The sequence below is a fragment of the Aromatoleum evansii genome, assembly GCF_012910805.1.
GTDB classification, from domain to species: Bacteria; Pseudomonadota; Gammaproteobacteria; order Burkholderiales; family Rhodocyclaceae; genus Aromatoleum; species Aromatoleum evansii.
The window spans coordinates 119,956-143,937 of record NZ_WTVK01000006.1; the positions used below are offsets into that span (position 1 = coordinate 119,956).

General features: G+C 66.9%; 27 protein-coding genes and 1 tRNA gene. 10 read left to right on the forward strand and 18 right to left on the reverse strand.

The features are described 5' to 3' along the window. Positions 1-119 precede the first annotated feature (119 nt). The gene (locus tag GO615_RS04510; RefSeq protein ID WP_169125848.1) at positions 120-1,160 is read right to left on the reverse strand and encodes a cupin domain-containing protein; all 1,041 of its coding nucleotides are present in this window, start codon (positions 1,158-1,160) and stop codon (positions 120-122) included. Between the two features lie 169 nt (positions 1,161-1,329). Here GO615_RS04510 and GO615_RS04515 point away from each other — a divergent pair, with 169 nt between their 5' ends. After that, complete coding sequence (locus GO615_RS04515; RefSeq protein WP_169125849.1) at positions 1,330-2,256, forward strand: LysR family transcriptional regulator; 927 nt, start codon at positions 1,330-1,332, stop codon at positions 2,254-2,256. Here GO615_RS04515 and GO615_RS04520 read toward each other — a convergent pair. The 5 genes from GO615_RS04520 to GO615_RS04540 form a co-directional block, all read right to left on the reverse strand. Then, a complete protein-coding gene (locus GO615_RS04520; protein WP_169125850.1) occupies positions 2,253-3,092 on the reverse strand; it encodes a Rossmann-like domain-containing protein in 840 nt (279 codons plus the stop codon). The genes GO615_RS04515 and GO615_RS04520 overlap by 4 nt on opposite strands. A gap of 14 nt (positions 3,093-3,106) precedes the next feature. Further along, a complete protein-coding gene (locus GO615_RS04525; protein WP_169125851.1) occupies positions 3,107-4,669 on the reverse strand; it encodes a VWA domain-containing protein in 1,563 nt (520 codons plus the stop codon). Positions 4,670-4,676: 7 nt separating this feature from the next. Beyond that, positions 4,677-6,098 (reverse strand): AAA family ATPase, encoded by a 1,422-nt coding sequence (locus tag GO615_RS04530; protein ID WP_169125852.1) that lies wholly within the window; start codon positions 6,096-6,098, stop codon positions 4,677-4,679. 64 nt (positions 6,099-6,162) lie between these two features. Then, positions 6,163-7,068, reverse strand: coding sequence for a YihY/virulence factor BrkB family protein (locus GO615_RS04535; RefSeq protein WP_169125853.1), 906 nt, complete (start codon positions 7,066-7,068; stop codon positions 6,163-6,165). 90 nt (positions 7,069-7,158) lie between these two features. After that, positions 7,159-8,052: a LysR family transcriptional regulator gene (locus tag GO615_RS04540; protein ID WP_169125854.1), complete on the reverse strand. Its 894-nt coding sequence runs from the start codon at positions 8,050-8,052 to the stop codon at positions 7,159-7,161. Positions 8,053-8,219: 167 nt separating this feature from the next. Here GO615_RS04540 and GO615_RS04545 point away from each other — a divergent pair, with 167 nt between their 5' ends. After that, a complete protein-coding gene (locus GO615_RS04545; RefSeq protein WP_169125855.1) occupies positions 8,220-9,083 on the forward strand; it encodes a Tim44 domain-containing protein in 864 nt (287 codons plus the stop codon). A gap of 75 nt (positions 9,084-9,158) precedes the next feature. On the opposite strand, the gene GO615_RS04550 is transcribed toward GO615_RS04545, so the two are convergent. Next, the gene (locus GO615_RS04550) at positions 9,159-9,716 is read right to left on the reverse strand and encodes a 1-acyl-sn-glycerol-3-phosphate acyltransferase (RefSeq protein WP_169125856.1); all 558 of its coding nucleotides are present in this window, start codon (positions 9,714-9,716) and stop codon (positions 9,159-9,161) included. 180 nt (positions 9,717-9,896) lie between these two features. Between GO615_RS04550 and GO615_RS04555 the strand changes: the two genes are divergently transcribed. The 4 genes from GO615_RS04555 to GO615_RS04570 all read left to right on the forward strand — a co-directional run bounded on the left by GO615_RS04555 (position 9,897) and on the right by GO615_RS04570 (position 14,134). Continuing rightward, positions 9,897-9,973: transfer RNA gene (locus GO615_RS04555), tRNA-Met, on the forward strand. A gap of 368 nt (positions 9,974-10,341) precedes the next feature. Continuing rightward, the gene (katG, locus tag GO615_RS04560) at positions 10,342-12,537 is read left to right on the forward strand and encodes a catalase/peroxidase HPI (protein WP_169125857.1); all 2,196 of its coding nucleotides are present in this window, start codon (positions 10,342-10,344) and stop codon (positions 12,535-12,537) included. A gap of 456 nt (positions 12,538-12,993) precedes the next feature. Then, complete coding sequence (locus GO615_RS04565; protein ID WP_169125858.1) at positions 12,994-13,506, forward strand: phasin family protein; 513 nt, start codon at positions 12,994-12,996, stop codon at positions 13,504-13,506. Between the two features lie 397 nt (positions 13,507-13,903). Next, a complete protein-coding gene (locus tag GO615_RS04570; RefSeq protein ID WP_169125859.1) occupies positions 13,904-14,134 on the forward strand; it encodes a hypothetical protein in 231 nt (76 codons plus the stop codon). A gap of 46 nt (positions 14,135-14,180) precedes the next feature. On the opposite strand, the gene GO615_RS04575 is transcribed toward GO615_RS04570, so the two are convergent. Beyond that, positions 14,181-14,501 carry a hypothetical protein gene (locus tag GO615_RS04575; protein ID WP_169125860.1) on the reverse strand — a complete coding sequence of 107 codons (321 nt, stop codon included), beginning with the start codon at positions 14,499-14,501 and terminating at the stop codon, positions 14,181-14,183. Between the two features lie 216 nt (positions 14,502-14,717). On the opposite strand from GO615_RS04575, the gene GO615_RS04580 reads away from it, so the two are divergent. Beyond that, complete coding sequence (locus tag GO615_RS04580) at positions 14,718-15,059, forward strand: hypothetical protein (RefSeq protein ID WP_169125861.1); 342 nt, start codon at positions 14,718-14,720, stop codon at positions 15,057-15,059. 32 nt (positions 15,060-15,091) lie between these two features. Beyond that, a complete protein-coding gene (locus GO615_RS04585) occupies positions 15,092-15,619 on the forward strand; it encodes a CYTH domain-containing protein (RefSeq protein WP_169125862.1) in 528 nt (175 codons plus the stop codon). Positions 15,620-15,709: 90 nt separating this feature from the next. Here the strand turns inward: GO615_RS04585 and GO615_RS04590 are convergent, their stop codons facing one another. Beyond that, positions 15,710-16,171: an NUDIX hydrolase gene (locus GO615_RS04590; protein WP_169125863.1), complete on the reverse strand. Its 462-nt coding sequence runs from the start codon at positions 16,169-16,171 to the stop codon at positions 15,710-15,712. A gap of 183 nt (positions 16,172-16,354) precedes the next feature. On the opposite strand from GO615_RS04590, the gene GO615_RS04595 reads away from it, so the two are divergent. Next, a complete protein-coding gene (locus GO615_RS04595; protein ID WP_169125864.1) occupies positions 16,355-16,747 on the forward strand; it encodes a universal stress protein in 393 nt (130 codons plus the stop codon). A 73-nt stretch (positions 16,748-16,820) separates the two neighbouring features. On the opposite strand, the gene GO615_RS04600 is transcribed toward GO615_RS04595, so the two are convergent. After that, positions 16,821-17,288, reverse strand: coding sequence for a hypothetical protein (locus GO615_RS04600; protein WP_169125865.1), 468 nt, complete (start codon positions 17,286-17,288; stop codon positions 16,821-16,823). Between the two features lie 89 nt (positions 17,289-17,377). On the opposite strand from GO615_RS04600, the gene yghU reads away from it, so the two are divergent. Then, complete coding sequence (gene yghU / locus GO615_RS04605) at positions 17,378-18,256, forward strand: glutathione-dependent disulfide-bond oxidoreductase (protein ID WP_169125866.1); 879 nt, start codon at positions 17,378-17,380, stop codon at positions 18,254-18,256. A 39-nt stretch (positions 18,257-18,295) separates the two neighbouring features. Here the strand turns inward: yghU and GO615_RS04610 are convergent, their stop codons facing one another. The 8 genes from GO615_RS04610 to GO615_RS04645 form a co-directional block, all read right to left on the reverse strand. After that, positions 18,296-18,586, reverse strand: coding sequence for an RnfH family protein (locus GO615_RS04610; RefSeq protein WP_169125867.1), 291 nt, complete (start codon positions 18,584-18,586; stop codon positions 18,296-18,298). Positions 18,587-18,598: 12 nt separating this feature from the next. After that, a complete protein-coding gene (locus GO615_RS04615) occupies positions 18,599-19,261 on the reverse strand; it encodes an electron transport complex subunit E (RefSeq protein ID WP_169125868.1) in 663 nt (220 codons plus the stop codon). Then, complete coding sequence (gene rsxG / locus GO615_RS04620) at positions 19,258-19,893, reverse strand: electron transport complex subunit RsxG (protein ID WP_169125869.1); 636 nt, start codon at positions 19,891-19,893, stop codon at positions 19,258-19,260. The genes GO615_RS04615 and rsxG overlap by 4 nt, the downstream gene beginning before the upstream one ends. Beyond that, a complete protein-coding gene (locus GO615_RS04625; RefSeq protein ID WP_169125870.1) occupies positions 19,890-20,975 on the reverse strand; it encodes an RnfABCDGE type electron transport complex subunit D in 1,086 nt (361 codons plus the stop codon). Before GO615_RS04625 ends, rsxG begins: the two co-directional genes overlap by 4 nt. Further along, positions 20,972-22,519: an electron transport complex subunit RsxC gene (gene rsxC / locus GO615_RS04630; RefSeq protein WP_211166951.1), complete on the reverse strand. Its 1,548-nt coding sequence runs from the start codon at positions 22,517-22,519 to the stop codon at positions 20,972-20,974. The genes GO615_RS04625 and rsxC overlap by 4 nt, the downstream gene beginning before the upstream one ends. Positions 22,520-22,532: 13 nt before the next feature. Beyond that, positions 22,533-23,063, reverse strand: coding sequence for an RnfABCDGE type electron transport complex subunit B (locus GO615_RS04635; protein ID WP_169125871.1), 531 nt, complete (start codon positions 23,061-23,063; stop codon positions 22,533-22,535). 12 nt (positions 23,064-23,075) lie between these two features. After that, positions 23,076-23,657 carry an electron transport complex subunit RsxA gene (gene rsxA, locus GO615_RS04640; RefSeq protein ID WP_169125872.1) on the reverse strand — a complete coding sequence of 194 codons (582 nt, stop codon included), beginning with the start codon at positions 23,655-23,657 and terminating at the stop codon, positions 23,076-23,078. Continuing rightward, the coding region (locus GO615_RS04645; protein WP_169125873.1) for a SoxR reducing system RseC family protein at positions 23,654-23,982 on the reverse strand (329 nt) is incomplete at its 5' end. The genes GO615_RS04645 and rsxA, both read right to left, overlap by 4 nt.

Here is a 23,982-nt window from a genome sequence, read left to right on the forward strand (position 1 = left end):
TTGTTTAGTCTCTCGATGTCAGGACTTCGATAAGCCTGGTTGCAATTAAGAAAGTTGGAGCGCTGCGCGCCTGCTCCCTCCCCTTCATGGGGGAGGAACACGGCCGGCAACGGAATCCATCAGGCGCGCACTTCGTAGACGCCCAGCTTCTTGTGCAGCGGGCTTTCGTCGGCCACGAAGATGAAGGCCGGCTCGCTCGCGGAGCGGTTCTTCAGCGTCACCGGCGTATAGCCCGGTGCGCAGCAGGTATCCGCCGGCGACAGCGCGAAGCGGCTGGCCTCGATCGCGACCTCGGCGCTGCCCTCGATCAAGTGGAACACCATCGCCGGCGAGCGCGCGGGCAGGTTCAGCGTCTCGCCCGGGCGCAGCATCAGGGCGGAGAAACCGAGGATGTTCTGGCAGTCGGAGCCGTTCTCAGGATTCACATAGGCGACCTGCACAGCCTCGACGTCCGGTTGCGACTCGGCCAGGCTCAGCAGCGCGGCGCGGGCATCGGCCCAGGGGTAACGCAGCATCGGGTAGCGGCGCGCGCTGCCGCGCGAGAACACCGGCGAGGGCACGATACCGCCGCGGACGTAGCTGCGCTCGAGGCGCGTGCCGGTCACCTGCTGCTCCTTGCCTTCGACCGCATAGGACGTTTCCGTGTAATACACCAGCGGCAGGTCCAACACGTCGAGCCACACCACCGGCTCCTTGCCGTCGTGGCCATGCTCGTGCCACAGGCCGGTCGGAGTCAGGATCAGGTCGCCGCGGCTCATCGGGCACTTCTCGCCGTCGACCGTCGTATAGGCGCCCTCGCCTTCGACAATCATGCGCACCGCGTTCGGGGTATGCTTGTGCGACGGCGCCCACTCGCCCGGCAGCAGCAGCTGCATGCCGAGGTAGATCGCCGCGCTCGCCTGCATCTTCTCCAGCCCGTGGCCGGGGTTGGCGAGCACCAGCACGCGGCGCTCCGCCTTTTCGATCGGGGTGAATTCGCCAGCCTGCAGCAGCAGCGGGCGCAACGCCTCGTATGACCACATCACCGGCTGCGTACGACGCGAAGGCGTGCCCGGGGGCAGCACCGCGCGCAGGCTGGGCCACAGCGGCACCAGGTTCTGTGCGCCGAGGGACTCGCGGTAGGCGAGCGGCAGATCTTCGAGACGACCAAGTTCCTGCATTCCTGACTCCTCCATCGGGATATCGCCGCCGGCTAGGTGAAAAACCTTTGCGCTAAATCAAAGCGTGCAGCGATTCGTTGTGATGGAGCGCAATTTATCGATCGATAAATATTCCGTCGAGGCAATGCATGGAATAATATGAATTCGAATTTCGAATAATAATCGCGCGATGAACACCCCCGAGCTTCGCCTGCTGCAAGTCTTCGATGCGATCCACAAGACCCGGAGCGTGAGCCGTGCCGCGGAGTTGCTGGAACTGGGCCAACCCGCCGTCAGCATCGCGCTCGGCAAGCTGCGCGAGCATTTCTCGGATCCCCTGTTCGTACGCACCTCGAGCGGCATGGAGCCGACGCCGCTCGCCGACGAGCTGGTGCAGCCGATCCGCCATGCGCTCGATGCATTCGACGCGGCGCTGGGCCACCGCAGCAGCTTCGACCCCGCCACGTCGGAGCGGAGCTTCCGCATCTGCATGACGGACATTACCCACCTGGTGCTGCTGCCTCGCCTGTGGGGCCAACTGCGCGCCACCGCGCCGGGCATCCGGATCCAGATCTCGCCGCTGGACGACGACACCGGCCGCAAGCTGGAAGCGGGCGAAGCCGACCTTGCCGTCGGCTTCATTCCCGCGCTGGAAGCGGGCTTCTATCAGCAGGCGCTCTTCCGCCAGCAGTACGTGTGTCTCGCCAGCGCCGACCACCCACGCATCCATGGGGGTCTGACGCGCGAACAGTTCGAGGCGGAAGACCACGCCGTCTTCCGCACCACCGGCACGGGTCACCAAGTGATCGAGCAGGAAATCGCCCGCCAGGGCATCAAACGCCGCATCGTGCTCGACATCCCGAACTTCCTCGGAGCGGCCTTCGTCGTCGAGCACACCGACCTGCTGATGACCGTGCCGCGCAGGCTGGGGGAACTGCTGCGCGGTCGCGGCGAATTCAGCGTCCTGCCCGTGCCCTTCCCGCTACCCGATTACACGATCAAGCAGCACTGGCACGCGCGCTTCCACCACGACCCGGGCAATCGCTGGCTGCGCAGCCTGATCGCCAGCCTGATGTCCGAATCCGGCCTGCGGCCGCAGGAAGGCGACGGCCGCTAGATTCGAGCGAGCAAAGCCTCGAAACCCGGATACACGTCCGCCGCAATGGCGAACTTGCGTGCGTACGCACCGCGTTCGCCGCCGCTGCGCAGCGCATCGACAAAGCCCTCCCGATCATGCACCCAGCTTCCGCCCACCAGCGTCACACCACGGGCGAACAGCGCGTCGGGCAGGCAACCCGCGCTCGGCCCGATCATCGCGAACCAGCGCGCGTCGCCGCAGAAGCCCAGCATGTGGTCGAGGGTGTCGTTGAGCAGCAGCGTGCTGGTCGACAGCACCTTGCGGCAACCCGCCAGCTCCGCCGGATCGAGCGTCACGCGATAGCCATCCCGGTCGCCGGCCAATTCCGCCTTCAGCTCCACCACCGTGAGCTGCGCGCCGCACTTCAGGATGCGGCCGAGGAGGGGCGTAAACAGGCCTATCATGCCGATGCGCTCGCCCGGCTGCAGGTCCAGACCGCCGATCGAATCGGCGCTGGTATCCGGCCGGTACCCGGCGCGGTCGAAGAAGCAGCGCGTCACGGCGTTCGCAGCGGCGAAACCGAGCGTGCGCAGGATGCCGCTGCCGCCCGCGTAGGCACGGGCGAGTTCGAGCGCATCTGCCCCTGCGAGGGCAAAACCGTCCTCCCCGGCGCGCATGCGCGCCAGCGTGTCGTCGAGCAGCACGTAGGACAGCCCCAGCGAACCGTCCTCGAGCTCCAGCGCGCAGAACTCCCCGCGGTCGCCCGGTAGCGGATCGACGCTGGCCGGCGGCAGATGCAGCGCGCGCACCCGCGGCAGGGGTCCGCGTGCGGCGATGCGTTCGAGTTGAGCGAGGTAGGTTTCGGCAAAGTTCATGCGGAATTCTCCGTCTAAGGATCGCCCCGGCGCCGGCCCGCGCGCACTGCGGCGGAAGCCGTCGCCCCGGAGATCGTGGCATCTCGGTTCGCCTGCGTGCGCAGCGCCCCGGGGAAGAAGCGCGCGGTGAGGCTGTTCGATTCGAGCGGCGAATCCGTGTCGACGCCGCCATAGCGGCGCCAGTCGCGCACCCAGAAGATGTCGTCGGCCACTTCGAGGAAGCCGATCGTCTCGCGGTCGCCCACCAGCACCCCCTGCACGCGCAGTCCGCGCTCGCGGCGCATCGTGCGCAGGCGGGCGGCAAGATCAGGCGTCGCCCCGAACTCGCCATCGGACACGAGCACCAGGTCGGCCTGCTGCCAGCGCGCCTCCTCCAGCTTCGCCAGCGCCGCCTCGATCGGCCCGCACACGTCGGTGCCGCCGCGAAAAGCCTGGCCGAGGAAGCGGGCGAGCCGTCCGATGCCCTCGGCGTCGACCGGCAGCGTCATCCCGACAATTTCGCCCGGACCGCCGAAGCTGAACACGTGGCATGTACGTTTCTGCGCGTGAGCCGTGCGCACCGCCTCCAGCACCGCCGCCTTGGCGACCGCCTCGGCGCCACCGCGCATCGACCCGGAGGTGTCGACGCACAGCAGCATCGGCCCCATCTCGAGGCGCTTCCGCGGCTGCGGGCGCGGCGTCGGACGCTGCACGGCCTCCTCGTGCCGACGGATCTCCTGCATGCGGTCGTCGTCCTCGTAGCACAGCAGCGTCCGCTCCGCGCGCCGGGCATGCCAGACGAGCCGCAAGCGGGGGTGTCCGAGCAGCATCGCCTCGGCCGGCAACATGCGCGCGATGCGATCGGCGCGGTGGATCCCGCGCGTCTCGCCGGGCATGTCGGGAACGCGCACGGTGCTGCGTTCCGCGCGATGTGCGGTCGCCTCCTCGATCACCTGCACGGTGACGCGCCCAGCTTCGTCCGGCTCGTCCGTCTCCGCCGCGCGCCCGAGGCGCCGGATCAGCGCCGCGAGTTCGGGCAGGCGCTCGAGCAGCCGGCGGATGCGCACGACCTCCTGCCAGCCCTCGCTGCGCAGCAGCCCGCGGATGCGGTCCCAGCGCGTGCTCTTGGCGTCGTCGGGGATCATGCCGAAGACGTCCGCCAGCTCGTCCATGTCGCCGCAACGGTCCTGCCAGTCGGCGGCAAAGGCGTCGACGGCCATCCCGACCGCCCGCGCCTCGTCCGCACCGCGGTCGAGATAATCGACGATGAAATCGACATGGAAGAGGATGCTCATCAACACGGTGTCGGCGAGCTCGCCCTCATCCCGACAATAGCGCGCGAGGTCGAGGCCCTGCATCGCCTCGACCAGCCCGCGCGCGATCGCGGGCGGGGGCCAGCGCCACGCCTCGAACGGCGGCAGCCGGCCCGAGACGAGCGCCGCACGCAGCTCCGCAAGGGCCGCAAGCCGCGCCTCCACGCAGCCCTGCGCGTTCGTCAGCCCGCCCAGCCACAAGCCGCGCACGAGTCCGTCCAGCGCCGCGAGCCGGCTTTCCTGCAGCGCGAAGAGCAGCGGCGCGGGACCGGCAGGAGCGTTCATGCGCACTTCAGGCGGAAGAAAGCGGTTCGTGCAGCACGGGCGCAGGAGCCTCGCCGCCTTCGCCCGCCGGCAGACGCGGCAGCGCCTCGAAGCCGGCGCGTGCCGCGAGAATCCGCTCGCGCAGATCCGCCAGCACGCGCGCCGTCCCCGCGAGGCTCCCGTCCGCACGCCCCGCGAGCCCGGCATCCAGCCACAGGCTGCGAGATCGGTATTCGGCCAGGTCGCGACGCCGCGCGGCGAGCTCCGCCGCGTATGCATCGAGGCGCGCGACCAGCTCGTCGATCTGTCGCGTGCGCGCGCCGATGTGCGCCGGCCCGTAGCGGCGCTGCCGCGTGTGCGTCAGGCGCAGCGCCTGCGCCCCGCCCTTGGCGTCGCCGATCTCGTCGGCGAGATCGCCTGCGGAGAATCGCAGCCGGCCGCTCTCGTCGTAGTCGAGGTCGTTGGCATTGCGCTCGGCCTGCAGCTGCGCCTCGAAGGCCTCGACGACGCGCGTGACGCGCGGCGGCGCGAACGCCTCGCGTACCCCGAGCCGCGCGCACAGCCAGTCACCCAGCGCGGCCTGGCGCGGCGCGTCCGGCGCCGTGCACCAAGGCAGCAACAGCAGATCCCACAAGGACACGGCCCCCCGCCCCTCGCTCGCCGCAGCGACGCGCAACAGGCGCGCCGCCTTCACCCAGCGGCGGTCCGACACGTACACCGCTGCCGCGCCAAGATGTGCGCGCAACTCGGCGAACATCGCCGTCACTTCGGCAGGCAGCACCACCTGCCCTGCCACGGTATCGAGCGCGGCGAGATCGGCGGCGCCGAGCGCCTCCGCATGCCCTGGCGCCTGCCAGGCCCGCGACGGATCGGCACCCAGCAACTCCGTGAAACCGTCCGCACTCACCGGCGCAACCGTCACCCGCAGCAGGAAGCGGTCGAAGAACGCCTCCGCGACCTCATCCTCGGGCACTTCGTTCGTCGCGCCGATCGCGCTGATCAACGGACAGCGCTGCCGCCCCGCGCCGTTGTCGAATTCACGCTCGTTGAGCAGCGTCAGCAGCGCGTTGAGGATGGCGCTGTTGGCCTTGAACACCTCGTCGATGAAGGCGATCGACGCGTCGGGCAGGAAACCCGCCGTGTGGCGTTCGTAGCGATCCTGCTCGAGCGCCTGGATCGACAACGGCCCGAAGAGCTCCTCCGGCACCGAGAAGCGCGTCAGCAGACGCTCGAAGTAGCGCGCGTCGCGAAAGGCGAGATGCAGTCGGCGCGCAAGCTCGCTCTTCGCGGTGCCCGGCGGGCCGATCAGCAGGGTATGTTCGCCGGCGAGCGCCGCGAGCAGCGCGAGGCGCACGACATGGGAACGCTCGACGAGACCGTGCTCCAGCGTTGCAACGAGGCGAACGAGGCGGCAGTGGAGATCCGGAACGGGTGGGCGGTCGGAGGGCATTTGATGATCTTAGCGCGCCCCATCGGCAAGGGAATTGATCCCTGCGAAGATTACCCCGTCCGCTTCAATCGTCCTGCATCAGTTCGCGATGCACGCGCACCGCGGTGATCCGCGGCCGGATGACCCGCCCGCGCGCTTCCACGTTCGCGCGCGTGAACGCTGCGCCCAGCAACAGGATCAGCGACGAGTAGTTCACCCACATCAGCAAGAGGACCAGCGAACCGGCCGCCCCGTAGGTCGACGCGGTCGCGGTCGTCGACAGGTAGAGGGCGATCAGACTGCGTCCCACCGCGAACAGCAGCGCAGTGACCATCGCCCCGAGCCACACGTCGCGCCAGCGCAGCACGACGTCCGGCAACACGCGGAAGATCGTCGCGAACAAAAGCGTTACGACCAATAACGACACCCCCCAGTCGAGCCCGATCAGCAGCGGTGGCGGAATCGGCACCCAATCGCTCGCGAACTCGACCACCGCACGCACCGCCACGCTCAGCAGCAGCGACACCAGCAGCACGAAGCCGATCGCCAGCACGATCGTCATCGACAGCAGGCGCCCCTTCACGTAGATGAAGATGCTGCTGCGCGTCGGCCGCGGCGCCACACACCAGATCGCATTGAGCGCAGTCTGCATCTGCCCGAACACCGTCGTCGCGCCGAACAGCATCGCACCGAAACCCGCCAGGGTCGGAAGGATTCCGCTCTGCTGGATGCGGCTGGCCTTCACAGCCGTCTGCACCGCCTGTGCCGCCTGGGGGCCGATCGCCGCCTCCAGCTGCTGCGCCATCTGGCCCTGCGCCGCCGACTCGCCCAATACCAGGCCGACGATCGTCACCGCCACGATCACGACGGGCGCCACCGAAAATACCGTGAAGAAGGCGAGCGCCGCCGCGTGCACGAACACCTGGGCATCCAGCCACAGCTGCACGGTCCTCTTCAGCACCGCCATCCAGTAACGCACCCAGCTGCTCATCGCCCCGGCTCCCGCTCGATGATCCCTTTTAGCCCATCCGGATAAGTACGACAAGCTGACCGGCCATCGCGATCCCACCGATGCGGGCACTCATGCAGTGGTATGCTCCGCGCCGGCGAGCAGGCTGCGGATCACCGGATGATCGACCTTGCGCTGTGCGGAGATCGCATAGAAATGCTCGACCACGTCCGGACAGCGCCCCAGCAGCGCCAGGCCGCGCGAGCGCGTGAACTCGTCCGACGAGAGTTCCGGCGCAGGAAACGCCCCCAGCCCGCTCTCGCCGAAGGTTGCCAGCAAGGCGCTATCCTCGAATTCGCCGACGATACGCGGCCGAATACCATGACGCGCGAGCCAGTCGTCCAGGCGGCTGCGCACAGCCGAATCCGGTGTCGGCAACAGCAGCGGCAACTCGGCGAGGCATGCCGGAAAATCGCGTTCGATTTTCTCGGCGATGTCGGCCCGCACGTACCACGCAACCGACGACTTCCCGAGCCGGTGGCTGAACACGCGCAGGTTCGGATTCGCCGGGGCAGGCCGGTCGGCCAGCACGACATCCAGGCGATGCAGGGCCAGATCGGCGAGAAGGTCATCGAAATCGCCCTCCTGGCACTGCAGCCGAAGGTTGGGCGTCTGCACCGCCGGCTGCAGCAGGTGCCGCACCGCCGGCTTCGGCAACGCACCGGAAATACCCACCGCGAGACGCACGCCCTGGGCATTTGCCGCCTCCTGCACGGCAGCCGGCAATGCTTCGCCGAGCTGGAAGATCTGCTCGGCAAAGTGCGCCGCCGTCGCCCCCGCATCGGTGAGCTCGATCCCCCGCCCCACCGACTTGAACAGCGCGTAGCCGAGCGAACGTTCCAGTTCCCGCACCTGGGTGCTGACCGTCTGCACCGCCATCTCGAGCCGCTCTGCCGCCCGCGCGATCCCCCCTTCCTTCGCGACGACCCAGAAGTAATAAAGGTGACGATAGTTGAGCGGTTGCATTTAGCTTCCTTTTTCTCTGACTAAACGTACTTTAAATTCATCTTCCGCGGAAGTGCAAGTGCCCGTATCCTGCACACGTCGCATGCACCCTCCGGTGCGGCGGACCGCGCCCCTTCAGGGAGTCCGCGGGACAAGGATTGCAAACACTCAAAGGAGGCCCTGCCCTTATGAAACTCACCCGACTCCTGCTCACCGTCTGCGCGCTCGTCCTGAGCGTCGGCCTGACGGCGAACGACGCCGAAGCCAAGCGCCTCGGCGGCGGCAAGTCGATCGGCACGCAGAGCAGCACTGCGCAATCGTCGACCACCACCGCCCGCACGGCTGACACCCCGACCGCACCGACGGCCGCCGCCGCAGGCCAGGCCCCGCGCAAGAACTCGTGGCTCGGCCCCGTCGCCGGCCTGGCCGCCGGCCTGGGCCTGGCCGCCCTGGCGTCGCACCTCGGCATGGGCGAAGAGTTCGCCAACATGCTCATGATCGGCCTGCTCGTGATCGCCGCAATCGCCGTCTTCCGCCTGCTGATGCGCAAGCGCACGCAGCAACCCGCCATGCAGTACGCGGGCATGGGCGCCGGTGGCGGCAGCATCCCGATGCCGTCGCAAGCGCAACCGGCCTACGGTAGCGCCGCGCCCGCCGCCGCGCCCGCAAGCAACGCCCTGCCGGCAGGTTTCGACGCAGAAGGCTTTGCCCGTCAGGCCAAGGTGAATTTCATCCGCCTGCAGGCTGCCAACGACGCCGGCAACCTCGACGATCTGCGCGAATTCGTGACTCCGGAAATGTTTGCCGAGTTGCAGATGCAGATCAGCGAACGCGGCACGGCTCCGCAGCAGACCGAAGTGATGGAGCTCAACGCCGAAGTCGTCGAATGCGTCGAGGAAAACCGCCGGTACCGCGTCGCGGTGCGCTTCCGCGGCCTGATCCGCGAAGAGGCCGGTGCCACTCCGGTCAACTTCGACGAGTTCTGGCACCTCACCAAGCCGGTCGAAGGCACCCAGGGCTGGCAAGTCGCGGGCATCCAGCAACTGAACTAAGAAAAGAACCAACCCCACCGAGAGAAAAGGGCGACCAGCCGCAAGGCGGTCGCCCTTCTTCATGGGCGACGCGATTCAGCCCTGCCCGTCGCGAAACCGGATCTCCCCCGCTTTCTCGGGGTGCTTGCCCCGCCGCCCTGCATAGAACTCCCGGATCACGGCAAGATCGCGCTCCACATCACCAGTGAGCGTCACCCACGCCCCGATGCCCGCCTCGCACCGGTCGTAGTCGATCAACACCAATCCGAGCGGCACGCCCGCCTCGAGAGCCAGGTGATAAAACCCTGACTTCAGGTGCGGCACATGGCCGCGCGTTCCCTCCGGCGCAATCGCAATCAGGAGGCTCTCGGACTCCGCAAAGCGACGCACCAACTGCCCGACGAACCCCGTGCTCACGCGCCGATTCACGGGAATGCCGCCTAGCCAGCGGAACAGCGCCCCGAACGGCGGACGAAACAGCGAATCCTTGGCGACGTACGAGATCCTCAAACCGGACGCCGAACGTGCGAGCACGCCGATCGGAAAGTCCCAGTTGGACGTGTGCGGATACACCATCACGACCCCTTTCGGGCCGGGCGGCGGCACCAGCACCACGCGCCAGCCCGCCAGACGCAACAACAACCGCGCCAGCATCGAAGCTCCCCCACAGGCATCCGAAACCGCTCAAATTGCGGACAATCAAGCTTCCGCACCAAGCCACGGCACTATCCGGCAATTCCCCCGAAGCGACAACCGGCACACATCGCCGAAAAGATCGGCGCAAAAAAATTCTTGCATACGGGGATGAAGTTGGCTATAGTTCTGTTTCTCCGACGCGGGGTGGAGCAGTCTGGCAGCTCGTCGGGCTCATAACCCGAAGGTCGCAGGTTCAAATCCTGCCCCCGCAACCAAACAAATCGAAGGCCCGCACTCGTGCGGGCCTTCGTCTTTTCGGGCGTCGGCCGATTCAACGGCAAGGCCCCTGCTCCTGCCGCCTTTCCGTTCCGCTAACGGAACAGTGCTCACGGCGAGCCCCTCCGGAGCTTCTCCTCACCCGCGATTCCCCTCATTGCGGACGGTGCTCGCCTCCTGCGCGAGCGACTCGCGCTCCGCGCTCTCAGGACACCCCCCATACATCCGACGCGTGCGCGGCACATACTTGGCCGGGATGACTTGAAACTATCGCACCGATGCATAGAAATCGATAGAAAGTGCAATGCTGGGCGGCTAAGGTGAGTAACGCTTCTGCCCCACTCACCGTCGCAAGGAGAACTCACGCATGAACAACGAGAACAAGTGTCCCTTTACCGGCATGCATGGCGGACGTACAACGGTTGGCGTTCGGTCGAATCGGGACTGGTGGCCGAACCAGTTGAACCTGAACATCCTTCACCAGCACGCACCGGCTTCCAACCCAATGGGCGCCGACTTCGACTACGCCACCGAGTTTCGGAAACTCGATCTGAGCGCGCTGAAGAAGGATCTGCACGCACTGATGACGGATTCCCAGGACTGGTGGCCCGCCGACTGGGGGCACTACGGCGGCCTGTTCATCCGCATGGCGTGGCACAGTGCGGGCACCTATCGCACCGCCGATGGCCGGGGTGGTGGCGGCACCGGAAACCAGCGCTTCGCGCCGGTCAATAGCTGGCCGGACAACGGCAATCTGGACAAGGCACGCCGCCTGCTCTGGCCGATCAAGCAGAAGTACGGCAATAAGATCTCCTGGGCTGATCTGATGATCCTGGCGGGGAACTGCGCGCTCGAATCCATGGGCTTCAAGACCTTTGGCTTCGGCGGCGGACGCGCGGACATCTGGCAGCCCGAGGAGGACATCTACTGGGGCAACGAGGACACCTGGCTTGGCGACAAGCGTTACAGCGGGGACCGCGAACTGGCCAATCCGTTCGCCGCGGTGCAGATGGGCCTGATCTACGTGAACCCGGAAGGCCCGAATGGCAACCCGGATCCGGTGGCCTCCGGTCGCGACGTACGCGAGACCTTCGCCCGCATGGCAATGAACGACGAGGAGACCGTGGCGCTCGTCGCCGGCGGACACACCTTCGGCAAGGCCCATGGCGCCGGCGACCCGGCCCTCGTCGGCCCCGAGCCCGAAGGAGCCCCCATCGAAGCGCAAGGCTTGGGCTGGATCAACCGCTTCGGTTCCGGCAAGGGCGGCGACACCACCACCAGCGGCATCGAGGGCGCGTGGAAACCGAATCCGACCACGTGGGACAACGGCTACTTCGACATGCTCTTCGGCTACGAATGGGAACTGACCAAGAGCCCGGCCGGGGCCCACCAGTGGGTGGCAAAGGACGTCAAGCCGGAACACATGGTTCCGGACGCGCACGACCCGGGGAAGAGGCATCCGCCGATGATGACCACGGCCGACCTGTCGCTGCGCTTCGACCCGATCTACGAGCCCATCGCGCGCCGCTTCCATCGGGATCCGCAGGCCTTCGCCGACGCGTTTGCGCGCGCGTGGTTCAAGCTGACCCACCGCGACATGGGGCCCAAGATCCTCTACCTCGGCCCCGAAGTGCCGGCCGAAGACCTGATCTGGCAGGATCCGGTTCCCGCCGTCGATCACCCCCTGATCGACAGCGCGGACATCGCCGCGCTGAAGGCCAGGATCATGGCCTCGGGACTGTCGGTGGCCGAACTGGTTTCCACCGCCTGGGCCTCGGCGTCCACCTTCCGCGGCTCGGACAAGCGCGGCGGCGCGAACGGCGCGCGCATCCGTCTGGCACCGCAGAAGGACTGGGAGGCGAACCAGCCCGATCAGCTGGCCCGCGTCCTGGCAACGCTCGAGGGGATCCAGCAAACGTTCAACGGCGCCCGGACGGACGGCAAGAAAGTCTCGATGGCGGACCTGATCGTGCTGGGCGGCTGCGCTGCTGTCGAAGCAGCGGCCAAGGCTGGCGGGCATCCGGTGGACGTGCCATTCACCCCGGGCCGCGGGGACGCATTGCAGGCGCAGACCGATGCGGAATCGTTCGCCGTGCTGGAACCGTTCGCCGATGGTTTCCGCAACTACCGGAAGCCGGCCTGCACGGTGTCGGCCGAGGAGATGCTGGTGGACAAGGCGCAACTGCTGACCCTGAGCGCCCCCGAAATGACGGTGCTGGTCGGCGGCCTGCGTGTCTTGGGTGCCAATGCGGGAAATTCGCCGCACGGCGTATTTACCCTGCGGCCTCAGGTGCTGACCAACGACTTCTTCCTCAACCTCCTGGACATGCGAACAGAGTGGAAACCGACCTCGGATGCAGGCGACTGCTTCGAAGGGCGTGACCGCAAGACCGGTGTGCCCAGATGGACAGGCACCCGCGTGGACCTGGTCTTCGGCTCCAACTCGCAGCTGCGCGCATTGGCGGAAGTCTATGCACAGGACGACGTGCAGGAGAAGTTCGTGCGCGACTTCGTGGCGGCCTGGAACAAGGTGATGAACCTGGACCGCTTCGACGTGAAGTGATTCGGCGAAGACGTTCCGGGGGCTCCCGGCCTCCGGAACGCCGATGAAGGTCCTGGCGAGGGCTACAAACGGGCGGCGCCAAGGCTTTCAGGCACATCGACTCCGGCCACGCCCCCTCCCCCCATTGCTGCAATTGGCCAGCAGCCCACGGGCCGTCATGCAGCGGAATGTCGTGCCCCTCCGATGGATGAACTCCGAGCGCCCGGTTCCGTGCACGCGCAAGGGTGACGGAACAATCCACATGAACCAGCCCCACCCCGTCAGCTCCGGGGCCTCGCAATGATCGCGGCTACCAATACCCCGGGAGACGTGAATTGCGGCCCCTGGAAAGTATCGCCCCGACCGACGACAACAAATCCATAACATCGGTCTGCTATCTAGACGGACGTGCACCTGCGTCGCAGGCTCGCACCGGGGTTCCCACCTGCTGTCCACCGATTGCCACTGGAGTAAGCAATGATCGCCACCGCAGAAAAAATCGTCGATTCCGGCAAGGCCGGTCTCGACACGATGACCGCCGTGTTCAACATCGCCTTCGACACCAGCGCCCGTCTGATGGCGTTGAACCTCGGGACTTCTCGCACCCTGTTGCAGGATGGCGCCAGCCGGGTCACCACGATGCTGGATCCGCAGAAGGCGGGCGAACTCCTCACGCACGACATGGGGCTTGGCCAGTCGGCGATCGACAATGCGACCGCGTGCGTCCGCGGCGCCTACGAAATCGTCAGCGAGGGACAACAGGCGATCCTGCAGCTCATGGAGCCGCGAATCGCCGAATTCAACCGCGAACTCGCGACCAGCATCGACAACGCGGCCCGCTCCGCACCCGCCGGCACGGACCTCGCCCTGGCCGCCGTGATGTCCGCACTCCAGCTCGCCAAGCGTGCGACCGGCGCGAGCGAACCGGCCAGCGAAGGCCCGACCGAAGCGAATGAGGAAAGCTCGCGCCGGGCAAGGAAATCGGCATAGGGCACGATCCCATCCACCGCTCACCGTCTGAGGCGGTAACCACCCGCAAGCTTCCCGGGCACCACTGACCGTGCTCACGTCGATCCCTGCGCACCCGATGGTGGTGCGCAGGGATTTTTTTCGCCGAACTCGGAGAATCCCCACTACACGTCTGCGCCGCAATGTCACGACGACCGCCCTTGATCTCGCGATAAAAGCGTATAAACTGTTTTAACGATATAAACCGCCATCAGCCGGACGATGCAACCGGGACGATGAAGCGCGCGCAGGACAGGGCTGATCTCAGCAACCAGACGCAGACGGGAAAGGAGGGTGTGACGAGGCGTCTGCAAAGGCTTCGGCGGCTTGCCGTCGCGGCCCGACCTCCCCGGCCGGCTGGCCGCGGTTCCACACGCAAATGATGCTCACGGTCATCGACGGCAACGGGGCGGGAATGCGCCCTGCCAACCGCCACCAGAAGATCCTCGAAACCGCTCGTCACATCGAACAACACGTTCGCGCGGGGCATTTCAACGTCGGGCAATCCCTCGCGCAGGCACTCACACCGATAGAGCGGGCGGTTGTCACCGAGAGGCTGTTCCGCAACGGCTTCGGTGAAGACATCGTCGTGCGCGTGCTCGCACCGTAGAGCCTGCGCGGAAACGTCGCCGGCAGGAACGCAACGGCAGCACGCGCTATTTGGCCGGGCGCCCGGTCTTGATCCGCTCCACGCCATCGAGCGCCGCGAGGAAGGCCGCGTCCGGCATCGCCACTAGGACAGCCAGCCCCGCCCGCAACAGTTCGCTCTTCTTGATTTCGCGACCGGACTTGAGTGCACGCTGCTTGAGTTCGCCGAGCCGTGCATGATCGGCTTCGGGAAACGTGAAACTGTCACGCACCAGCTTCGGTTTCCTGAGGCCGTTCCTCTTGCCTTTCCCTTCCTTTGCCGCCGCCTCGTCCGCAACGGCCGCGGTCGGCGTACCGCTCGCCGCGACGGGGGCCGGGATCCCTTCCACGCCCTTCCCACTCGAACGCACATCTGGTGCTGCGGCCCGATCGGCGCGGCTGCGGCCTCGTGCGCCGGAAGATACTTTCATCAAAGACCTCACTCGCAACCGTTGAAAACCGTATAAACACATTATGCGGGATTGACCGATGTAACAAGGCACCCCCGCTCACGCCATATCCTGGCGGGTTCGCTCCGACGAACTCGCCGAGGACCAGTCCGCGGCATGGCCCTAGACGACCGCGAACGCTTCGAGGCGTACCTGTACCCGCGGAGGCACGCCTTGCTGCAGACTCTCCTGCCAACGCCCGACGTGCGCATCGATCGGCAGGCGCAGCAACTCGAGTTCCTGCATGCCTTCATCCGGATCGCAAACGGCCCGTGCGTGAAGCGGCTTCGGCAGCCCCCGGCGAGAACGGGACCGGACATCGTCGTCTCGCCGATCCCCGATTTCAAACGTGCGCTGTTCGAGCGAACCAGGAAACGTCGCACACTTGCCGACGACGCGAACCGAATTCAATTTGCGACCATATTGCAATGCACCAATGAAGGTGTATTTCTTTGCTAGAATTCGGGTTTATCGCAAGGGGGATCGAGGGCATGGGGCAAGAAATCGAGCGCCGGTTTCTCGTTCGGGATCCGCAGATCCTCGATGGCAGAGTCGGCAAGCGCATCGTCCAGGGCTACGTGGCAAAGGAATCCGGTGCGATGACGACGCGCGTGCGGATCCACGGTGACCGTTCCTATCTCACGCTGAAGGGTCCACGCCAGGGCTTCGTGCGCGACGAATTCGAGTACCCGATCCCCACCGACGATGCCTGGCACATCCTGCTCGAGCACTGTGGCAATCGCATCATTCAGAAGACGCGGTATTTGATCGAATACCTCGACCATCTGTTCGAGGTCGACGTGTTCGAAGGCCGCCACACCGGGCTCGTCATTGCCGAACTCGAGCTCTCGCACGTGGGGCAGAAAATTGCCCTGCCCTCCTGGATCGGAGAGGAGATCACCGGAGACAAGCGCTTCGGGAACTTCTTTCTCGCACTGTTCGAAGGACCGGTTCGCCCGGAGGACAAACCGGTGGGACCATCGCCCGCCGTTTGTTCCCATTGCTTGACGATGCACTAGGCGCCGGTTTGTTGCTCCGGAAGCAAACGACCTGAGAGACGCGCCCGGCCTTACTTCGCCGGGCGTCCGGGACAGGCGCTCGAGCTCAACTCATCCGCTCGACCTGAGCAGCGCTCGAGCATGAGCAAGCAGCCCCCTATCGAGAAGCAGTCGCCGCATGCTGTTTGCCAGCACGGACGGCAACTGCGCATCGGCGGTCCAGGCAAAAGCGTCGATCTCGGGAACCTGCCGGCCGGTTTCGTAGTGCGCGAAGTAGCTGGAGCACCGGCAAAGCTCGGGCCGGATCTCGTTCGACATGGCGCCGACCGCAAACAGGTGCAAGTCCTTGCCCCGGTAGTAGGCGTGGCGACCGATATCGACGAGGCGATCGGCTGCGAACTCGAGACCAAATTCCTCGCGTGCCTCCCGGAGTGCGCAGCTCGCCGGCGCTTCTCCCGCCTCGATGAGCCCCTTGGGCAGATCCCAGTGACTGCTTCCCGTCGAGTGGCCGAGAAGCAACTCGGAGCGCTCATTGACGACCAGTAGGCCGCAGGAGAGTTGCTTGATTGTCATGGTCGCAGAAGCTTTCATCGTGAAACGGTGAAACGGAGAAAAAAAGGTGCATACGTATCGCTTCGGACCCGCGACAAAGGAATACGGTTTCCGATGCGGTGTTGTACGATGCTTGCAATCCGACCGGCGCGCCCGCCGCGGTCCGGCCGGCAACCCTGCCGTTACACGATACGAGGAATAACCATGACCATCATCGTCGCTTATGCCCCTCGCCCGGAAGGCCGCGCCGCCCTCGATAAGGGAATCGAGCTCGCGCGCCGTTTCCAAGAGCATCTCGTCGTCGTCAATGCCGGCCCGGGCGGCACTGCGACCGACCCCTCGCTCGCCGATTCCGCCGACGCCGAGGACATCGAGAAGATGCTCGCGTCGTCCGGCATCGACTCGGAATTCAAGCAGTTCGTGCGCGGCAAGAGCGCAGTCGAGGAAATCGAGGAAATGGTCGAAAGGCTGCAGGCATCCCTGGTCATCATCGGTTTGCGCAGACGCTCGCCGGTGGGCAAGCTGTTCCTTGGCAGCACCGCGCAGGATCTCCTGCTGAAGGTGGACTGCCCCGTGCTCGCGGTCAAGGCCGGCTGACGCGCGGCAATCACCGCGCGACGCGAAACCGGGGCGGGCCCTCGCCCCGGTTTTCCGTAGGCGCCGCAGAGCACTAGCGCTGGAAACAGGTTTCGTTTCCGAAGTTTCCGCCCTTGAATTCGGGCTGGTAGTAGTACTTCGTGAACATCCACTTGCCGTTCTTGCCCTTTGCGAACGACGCCAGCCCGGTGCCGTAATCCTTGGGCAACGGATCGGTGTTCGCGAAGAAGATGCCCATCTCCCTGCCCTTCGCCGCAGCGTGGCCGGGGTACTCGCCATATCCGGGCACCTCGAGCTTGAAGCGATAGGCGCCATGCTCGCCGTTGCTCTGCGACGGCACGAGCTCCAGGGTCACGACGCCGTTGTACGGCCCTTCATGGCTGTCCATGCCGCGGCAGTCATAGACACCGCTGTAATCCGTTCCCTTGAACGGCACTGGCGCCATGCGCATCGATGCGGGCTTCGCGGCGGTTGTCGTCTGCGCCAACACGGGCGCCGAACACAGCAGCAGGACGAAAAGAGCGGACGAAGGAATTTTCATGGAAGCACCGGGTCGATGAGGGTTCGATATTCTAAATGCGAAGTTGCGCAAGACTTCAGCGTCAGAATTGAACGTCGAAGGAGATCCCGATGAGCGACAACACCTACACACCACCACGAGTCTGGAAGTGGGAAGCCCCCAGTGGTGGCAAGTTCGCCAACATCAACCGCCCGATCGCGGGCCCCACGCACGAGAAGCCGCTCCCGGTCGGCAAGCACCCCTTGCAGCTGTATTCGCTGGCGACACCGAATGGCGTAAAGGTCACGATCATGCTGGAGGAACTGCTCGAATGCGGGATCGCCGGGGCCGAGTACGATGCCCACCTGATCCGCATCTCCGAAGGCGACCAGTTCGGCAGCGGCTTCGTCGCGCTGAATCCGAACTCCAAGATTCCCGCCTTGCTCGACTGCAGCGTCACTCCGCCACAGCGGGTGTTCGAGTCCGGTGCGATCCTGCTGTACCTCGCGGAGAAGTTCGACGCCTTCGTGCCGAAGACGCTCGCCGGGCGGACCGAGTGCCTGTCGTGGCTGTTCTGGCAGATGGGCAGCGCCCCCTTCCTGGGTGGCGGCTTCGGCCATTTCTACGTCTATGCCCCGGAGAAGTACGAGTACCCGATCAACCGCTATGTGATGGAGGCCAAGCGCCAGCTCGACGTACTGAACCGCCAGCTGGCCGAACGACGTTACGTCGCCGGCGAGGACTACACGATCGCCGATATCGCGATCTGGCCGTGGTACGGCGGGCTGGTGTTGAACCAGGTGTATGAGGCGGGGGAATTCCTCGAGGCGCACACCTACACGCATGTGCTGCGCTGGGCACGGGAAATCGCCGAGCGCCCGGCCGTCCAGCGCGGCCGCAAGGTCAATCGCACCTGGGGCGAACCCGGCGAGCAGCTTCACGAGCGGCACGACGCGAGCGACTTCGAAACCCGCACGCAGGCCAAGCTCGCGACGGGGCAGAACAACTGAGGTAGGTCCCTGCGCGAGGAACCCTCGAGAGGCGCGTGCTCAGGCTGCCGCAGGCCCCTCCGCGTTGTTGCGCGTCTTGCGCGTCGGCACGGATTTCGGGTCGCAGGTGATCGGACGGTAGATCTCGACGCGGTCGCCGTCCTTGAGGGCGGCGTCGAGCTTGACCACCCGCGCATAGACGCCGACCTTCTGCAGCTTGAGGTCGATGTGCGGGAACAGCCCGAGAATGCCGGAACGCTCGATGGCGTCCTTGACGTTGCTGCCTTCGGGTAATTCGACCAGCAGCGATACCTGCTGGCCCGGTTCCGAATACGCCACCATGATCTGCATCGACACACTCCTTCAGCCTTGCGCCACGGGCACCGCTGCGGCCGCCCGCGCCCGCCGCCCCTCGAACACACGCTTCGCCGCGAGCAGCAAGCCGAGCACGGCGAAACCGCCGGGCGGCAGGATCATCAGCAAGGCGCCCTCATAGGCCGGCACGCGCATTTCGAGGAAAGCGAAGCTCGGCCCCAGCAGCAGGCTCGCCTGTGCGAACAGCGTCCCGGCGCCGAACAGCTCGCGGATCAGGCCGATCACGGTGAGGGCCAGCGTGAAGCCGAGCCCGGTCGCCAGGCCGTCGACGGCGGACGCGGCGACGCCGTTCTTGCTCGCGAAGGCTTCCGCGCGCCCGAGGATCGCGCAATTGACGACGATCAGCGCGATGAAGAGCCCCAGCACCTTGTACAGCTCGTGCGCCCACGCGTTCAGCGCCAGATCGACGATCGTCACCAGCGTCGCGATCAGCACGACGAAGACCGGGATGCGCACCTGCGTACTGACGACATCGCGGATGAGCGACACGAGCATGTTCGACACGACCAGCACGGCGGTCGTCGCCAGTCCCATCGCGAGGGCGTTGGTGCCGGTGGTCGTCACCGCCATGGTCGGGCACAGCGCGAGCATCTGGGAGAACACGACGTTGTTCCCCCACAGTCCCTCGCGCAGGATGCGTGCGTGGCTCATGAGCGACCTCCCAGGATTTCGGCGCGCTGCGCCGAGAAGAATTCCAGCCCGGCGCGGACCGCCTTCACCACCGCGCGCGGCGTGATCGTGGCGCCGGCGAAGGCGTCGAACACGCCGCCGTCCTTCTTCACCGCCCACTGCGCCGGCACCAGCTCGGTGAGCGACTTGCCGGCGAAACCGTCGATCCATGGAGACTTCGCGCGGTCGATCTTGTCGCCCAGTCCTGGCGTCTCGGCGTGCTTCAGCACGCGCACGCCGAGGACGCGCCCGTCCGCATCGACGGCCATCAGCAGCGCCACCTCGCCGGCGTAGCCGCGCTCCGCCATGCGGAAGACCGCGCCGACCGGAGCGCCCGCGCGCCGGGCGACGTGCACCCGCACCGGCCCGCGCGTACCGTCGACCTCGACCACATCCGCCAACAGGTCGTTGTCGGCAAAACCCTTGGGCATGACCTGCGCGAGCGTGCTACGCAGGTCGCTCGCTTCGGCGGCCGCGATGGGCGCCTTCGTCGCGCCATGCGCCCACGTGAGCGCAGCACCCGCCAGCAGGGCGGCAAGGGCGAGCAGGACGGGCTGATAGCCGAGCCGCTCGCGGATCGCGGCGATGCCGCGCGGTGTTTCGGGAGCAATCATTCGGCACTCCCTTGCGTGGCCCGGATCGGCGCACCGCGCCGCGTCCGCCCCATGATCCGCGGGCGACAATAGCGGTCGATGACCGGCGTCAGTGCATTGAACAGCAGCACCGCGAAGGCGATCCCTTCCGGATAACCGCCCCAGCTGCGGATGATCCAGGTCAGCAGACCGATGCCCAGCCCGTAGAGCAGCTGCCCGGAGGCCGTATTCGGCGACGTGACGTAGTCGGTTGCGATGAAGAAGGCGCCCAGCACGACGGCGCCGGAGACGAGATGCGTCGTGACGGGAAGGTAGTGCCCCGGATCGATCGCGTGCGCCACCGCGGCGGGCAGCGCGAGCCCCGCGAATACACCGAGCGGGATGTGCCAACGGATCACGCCGCGCACCACCAGGTAGAGTCCGCCCAGAAGTAGCAGCAAGGCCCCAGTCTCGCCGAGGCTGCCCGGACGGGAACCGTGCCATGCCGAAAGCGTGCCGCCGGCCGCGTCGAGCGCCTGCGCGAGATCCATGCCCCGCGACAGCTCGGTCTTGGCATGGCCGAGGAGCGAGGCCGAGGTCACGGCATCGGGCACCGGCACCACCCCGAGCGTGATGCGCAGCCCTTCGATGAAACCCGGCGCCCCCGCCGACCCGAGCGGCAGCGGCGCCACCCAATGCGTCATCACCACCGGAAAGGACACGAGCAGCGCCACGCGCGCCACCATCGCCGGATTGAAGAGATTCTGCCCGAGCCCGCCGTACACCTGCTTGCCGATGGCGATGGCGATGAAGCCGCCGAGCGCGCCGATCCAGGCCGGCGCCCACGGCGGCAGGGAGAGCGCCAGCAGCCAGCCGGTGAGCAGCGCCGAACCGTCCCACAACCGGCTCTCGCAGCCGCGCAGACGCTGACAGAAAACCTCCGTGAGCAGAGCAGCCCCGACAGTGATCACGAACAGATTCACCGCCGGCCAGCCGAAAATCCAGAACCCGAACAGGGTGGCGGGCAGCAGCGCCAGCTGCACGCGGCGCATCGTGCGTCCGACGTCCGCCCCTGCGTGCGCATGCGGAGCCGCCGCCGGCATGAACTGATCGCCGGCGCTCATGCGCAGACTCCGGATTCCTCGTTTTCGGTCTCGGCAGCCTTCTCGACGGAGGCGGCCGCCTGCTTCACGGCCGCGGCCGCGGCCACCGTCGCAGCCGCGCGCCGCGCGAGTGCCTCGGCCTTCTCGCGTTCGTCGCGCTCGATCCGTTCGGCTTTCGCCCGCGTGAGGCTGCGGATCGTCTCATTCCGCTGCGTGCCGCGCGCCCGCGCCGCGAGCTCGCCCTTTGCGTGGTGGAAATACTGCACGAGCGGGATGCGCGACGGACACACATAGGCGCAGCATCCGCAGGCGATGCAGTCCGCGAGGCCGAAGCTCGCGGCCTTGTCCACCTCGCCCGCACGCACCCGCGCGGCGATCTCCAGCGGCAGCAGGCCGACCGGGCAGGCGCGCATGCAATCGCCGCAGCGGATGCACGGACCGCCGTCGCCCTCCCCGACCTCCGCCGCATCGAGCACCAGGATTCCGCCCGTGCCCTTGATCACCGGAACTTCGAGCGTCGACACCTGCATGCCGGTCATCGGCCCGCCCAGCAGCAGGCGCGAGGGGCCGCCATGATCGGCGCGCAGGCCGCCGCAGAAGGCGAGCACCTCCCCGGCGAGCGTGCCGATAGGCACTTCGACGTTTCCCGGCTCGCGCACGCAGGCGCCATTCACCGTGACGAGGCGCGATACCAGCGGACGCCCGAAGCGGACTGCGTTGCGCACCGCCACCGCGGTGCCGACGTTATGCACGACGACGCCGATGTCCGACGGACGCCCCTCGGCCGGCACCTCGCGCCCGGTCAGCACGAGGATGAGATGCTTTTCCGAACCCATCGGATAGCGCGTCGGGATCACCTCGACGCGGATGCGCGGCTGCCCGGCCACCGCCGCGCGCATCGCGGCGATCGCTTCCGGCTTGTTGTCCTCGATGCCGATCCGCGCCTCGCGCGCGCCCGTTGCGTGCAGCATGATCGCGATGCCATCGACGGCCTCCGCGGCACGGTCGCGCATCAGGCGGTCGTCGCAGGACAGGAAGGGCTCGCACTCGCTCGCATTGATGATCAGCAGCTCGACACGCGCGCCGAGCCCGCCCGAGAGCTTCACGGCCGATGGAAATGCGGCGCCGCCGAGGCCGACCACGCCCGCCTGCGCCACGCGACGGCCGATCTCCGCCGGGTCGAGCGCGAACGGATCGTCGCAGGTTTCCAGCTCGCACCACTCGTCGCGGCCATCGCTTTCAATGGTGACCCCCCGCACCGGCAAGCCGGACGGATGCGGCGCGACGATGTCGCCGATCGCGATCACGCGCCCCGACGTCGGCGCATGGATCGCTGCCGACACGGCCCCCATCGGCTCGCCGATGCGCTGCCCCTTTTTCACGAGATCGCCGACGGTGACAACGGCGCGCGCCGGGCTGCCGATGTGTTGCACCAGCGGCACGTACACGCGGGCCGGCGGCGGCATCACGCGCAACGTGGCATCCGCGGCCGGACGCTTGTGGTCATCGGGATGAACGCCGCCGCTGAAATGCGCCGCGCGCAGGAATCGATCGAGAATGCCCATGTCCGTCCCCTCCTCAGCCCTGCAACGCCGGTTTCGGCCAGAACCACTGCTGCAGCGTGACCGGCACGGGCTGCATCACCATCGCCTCGGTGGGGCATTGGTCGATGCACTGTGCGCAGCCGCTGCACGCATCACGCAGCACGTTATGGATCTGCTTCGGCCCACCCAGGATCGCATCGGTCGGGCACGCGCGGATGCAGCGCGTGCAGCCGATGCAGATCGATTCGTCGATGTCCGCGACCAGCGGCCCCGGATCGTCCGCGCCGCCGAGCTCGACGCTCACGCCCAGACGCTGCGCGATCGTCACCGCGAGCGATCGCCCGCCGGGCGGGCAACACGCCGGAGACGCGTCCCCCGCCGCGATCGCCGCCGCCGCTCCGGCGCAGCCGGGAAAACCGCACTGACCGCAGTTGGAACCGGGCATCAGCGCCTCGATTTCCTCGACCAGAGGATTGCCCTCCACATGGAAGAAGCGGTTCGCGATACCGAGCACGGCGCCCAGCACCGCTCCGAGGATCGTGAGACTGAGGATGGCGGCAAGCATGATGTGTTCTCCTCAGGCCGGGATGAGCCCGGAAAAGCCCATGAAGGCGAGGCTCAGCAGGCTTATGGTGATGAAGGCCGCGGGCGCGCCCGAAAAGGCTGCGGGCACGCTGGCGAGCGCGAGACGTTCGCGCAGGCCGGCGAAGATGAGCAGGACGATGGTGAAGCCGAGCGCGGAGCCGAAGCCGAACAGCACGCTCTTGAGGAATCCGTAACCCTGCTGCACGTTCAGCAGCGCCACGCCCAGCACCGCGCAGTTGGTCGTGATCAGCGGCAGGTAGATGCCCAGGCTCTCGTACAGTGCAGGACTCGTCTTGCGGATCGCCATCTCGGTGAATTGCACCGCGGCGGCAATAACCAGGATGAAGCTTAGGATGCGCAGGAAGCCGAGCTCGAACGGCGCCAGCAGCCAGTGTTCGAGCATCCAGCTCGCCGCAGCGGCGAGCGTGATCACGAAGGTGGTCGCCAGCCCCATCCCCAGCGCCGCATCGATGCTCTTCGAAACCCCCATCGTCGGGCACAGGCCGAGGAACTTCACCAGCACCACGTTGTTGATGAGCGCGGTCGACAGGAGCAGCAGCAGGTATTCGTTCATGCCGCGTTCCTCTGTCCGCCAGTGTCACCCGCAAGCGCGCTTGCGTGCCGCAGTACCCGTGGTCCCTCCGCCGCCCGCACGCCGGCCCAACGTGCAAGTGCGAGGCCCGCCGCCAGGCCGCCCGCCATCGCCAGGGCGATGATGTGGTCGCCGCCGCCCGCCATGTCCGCCAGCAGCGCCGCCCCCAGCATCACGGCCAACGGCAGCGCGTACGCCGTCAGCGCGGCCCGCGCCAGCGCATCGTCGCGCAGCCCGACGACGATCCTGTCACCGACGGCAAGCCGATCCGCCGCGACGGGGACGCAGCGCGCCGCCAGGCGCCCTG

Excerpts from the sequence above, each read along its gene's own strand:
- GO615_RS04510 (WP_169125848.1), bottom strand. The coding sequence starts at position 1,160 with ATGCAGGAACTTGGTCGTCTCGAAGATCTGCCGCTCGCCTACCGCGAG.
- GO615_RS04515 (WP_169125849.1), top strand. The coding sequence starts at position 1,330 with ATGAACACCCCCGAGCTTCGCCTGCTGCAAGTCTTCGATGCGATCCAC.
- GO615_RS04520 (WP_169125850.1), bottom strand. The coding sequence starts at position 3,092 with ATGAACTTTGCCGAAACCTACCTCGCTCAACTCGAACGCATCGCCGCA.
- GO615_RS04525 (WP_169125851.1), bottom strand. The coding sequence starts at position 4,669 with ATGAACGCTCCTGCCGGTCCCGCGCCGCTGCTCTTCGCGCTGCAGGAA.
- GO615_RS04530 (WP_169125852.1), bottom strand. The coding sequence starts at position 6,098 with ATGCCCTCCGACCGCCCACCCGTTCCGGATCTCCACTGCCGCCTCGTT.
- GO615_RS04535 (WP_169125853.1), bottom strand. The coding sequence starts at position 7,068 with ATGAGCAGCTGGGTGCGTTACTGGATGGCGGTGCTGAAGAGGACCGTG.
- GO615_RS04540 (WP_169125854.1), bottom strand. The coding sequence starts at position 8,052 with ATGCAACCGCTCAACTATCGTCACCTTTATTACTTCTGGGTCGTCGCG.
- GO615_RS04545 (WP_169125855.1), top strand. The coding sequence starts at position 8,220 with ATGAAACTCACCCGACTCCTGCTCACCGTCTGCGCGCTCGTCCTGAGC.
- GO615_RS04550 (WP_169125856.1), bottom strand. The coding sequence starts at position 9,716 with ATGCTGGCGCGGTTGTTGTTGCGTCTGGCGGGCTGGCGCGTGGTGCTG.
- katG (WP_169125857.1), top strand. The coding sequence starts at position 10,342 with ATGAACAACGAGAACAAGTGTCCCTTTACCGGCATGCATGGCGGACGT.
- GO615_RS04565 (WP_169125858.1), top strand. The coding sequence starts at position 12,994 with ATGATCGCCACCGCAGAAAAAATCGTCGATTCCGGCAAGGCCGGTCTC.
- GO615_RS04570 (WP_169125859.1), top strand. The coding sequence starts at position 13,904 with ATGATGCTCACGGTCATCGACGGCAACGGGGCGGGAATGCGCCCTGCC.
- GO615_RS04580 (WP_169125861.1), top strand. The coding sequence starts at position 14,718 with ATGGCCCTAGACGACCGCGAACGCTTCGAGGCGTACCTGTACCCGCGG.
- GO615_RS04585 (WP_169125862.1), top strand. The coding sequence starts at position 15,092 with ATGGGGCAAGAAATCGAGCGCCGGTTTCTCGTTCGGGATCCGCAGATC.
- GO615_RS04590 (WP_169125863.1), bottom strand. The coding sequence starts at position 16,171 with ATGACAATCAAGCAACTCTCCTGCGGCCTACTGGTCGTCAATGAGCGC.
- GO615_RS04595 (WP_169125864.1), top strand. The coding sequence starts at position 16,355 with ATGACCATCATCGTCGCTTATGCCCCTCGCCCGGAAGGCCGCGCCGCC.
- GO615_RS04600 (WP_169125865.1), bottom strand. The coding sequence starts at position 17,288 with ATGAAAATTCCTTCGTCCGCTCTTTTCGTCCTGCTGCTGTGTTCGGCG.
- yghU (WP_169125866.1), top strand. The coding sequence starts at position 17,378 with ATGAGCGACAACACCTACACACCACCACGAGTCTGGAAGTGGGAAGCC.
- GO615_RS04610 (WP_169125867.1), bottom strand. The coding sequence starts at position 18,586 with ATGCAGATCATGGTGGCGTATTCGGAACCGGGCCAGCAGGTATCGCTG.
- GO615_RS04615 (WP_169125868.1), bottom strand. The coding sequence starts at position 19,261 with ATGAGCCACGCACGCATCCTGCGCGAGGGACTGTGGGGGAACAACGTC.
- rsxG (WP_169125869.1), bottom strand. The coding sequence starts at position 19,893 with ATGATTGCTCCCGAAACACCGCGCGGCATCGCCGCGATCCGCGAGCGG.
- GO615_RS04625 (WP_169125870.1), bottom strand. The coding sequence starts at position 20,975 with ATGAGCGCCGGCGATCAGTTCATGCCGGCGGCGGCTCCGCATGCGCAC.
- rsxC (WP_211166951.1), bottom strand. The coding sequence starts at position 22,519 with ATGGGCATTCTCGATCGATTCCTGCGCGCGGCGCATTTCAGCGGCGGC.
- GO615_RS04635 (WP_169125871.1), bottom strand. The coding sequence starts at position 23,063 with ATGCTTGCCGCCATCCTCAGTCTCACGATCCTCGGAGCGGTGCTGGGC.
- rsxA (WP_169125872.1), bottom strand. The coding sequence starts at position 23,657 with ATGAACGAATACCTGCTGCTGCTCCTGTCGACCGCGCTCATCAACAAC.